The 537-nt window shown below is 49.9% G+C and carries 1 protein-coding gene; it reads right to left on the reverse strand.

Annotated features, from left to right (window positions below; translation table 11 throughout):
* Positions 1-537, reverse strand: a 537-nt coding sequence (locus R7190_RS30140; RefSeq protein WP_318138245.1) for an ABC transporter permease, incomplete at both ends; no start/stop codon positions are given.

A 537-nucleotide genomic window follows, 5' to 3' on the forward strand; every position in this document is an offset into this window, starting at 1 on the left:
TCCGAACCGGTATTAAAAATACCAGCCACTGTGAAGTTGCGCTGACTAGGGATTCGACCAAGAGGGGTAAACTGCGTGGCGTTTGTCACCATTAAACGAACTTTGTCGCCAATAGAAACCTTAAGAGAGCGCGCTAAACTGTGGCCAAGAAACACTTTGTACTCTCCCGCTTGAAGAGAAGACAAACGACCCGCAATCAAATGGTTGGCAATCGGGTCGCCTTTCTTAGGCTCAATCCCAATCAAATAACCTGCCGTCAGTTGTGCCGAACTTTGAATTACCGCCTCTCCGCGAACAACAGGTTCTGGCTCAGCAACATCCGACATCGCTTGAATGAATTGCGGCGCAGACTCCGTCAGTGGAGTGCGACCATCATGTTGAGAAATCACCGCGTGAGGAAGAACACCAAGAATGCGCTCTTTCAGTTGCGCTTCGAATCCGTTCATAACCGAAAGCACAGTGACCAACGCCATCACACCGATCGTGATGCCCGCCGTCGACATATAAGAAACAAATCGGCTAAACCTATCTCCGGAG

This window comes from Vibrio sp. 1078-1 (assembly GCF_033340475.1).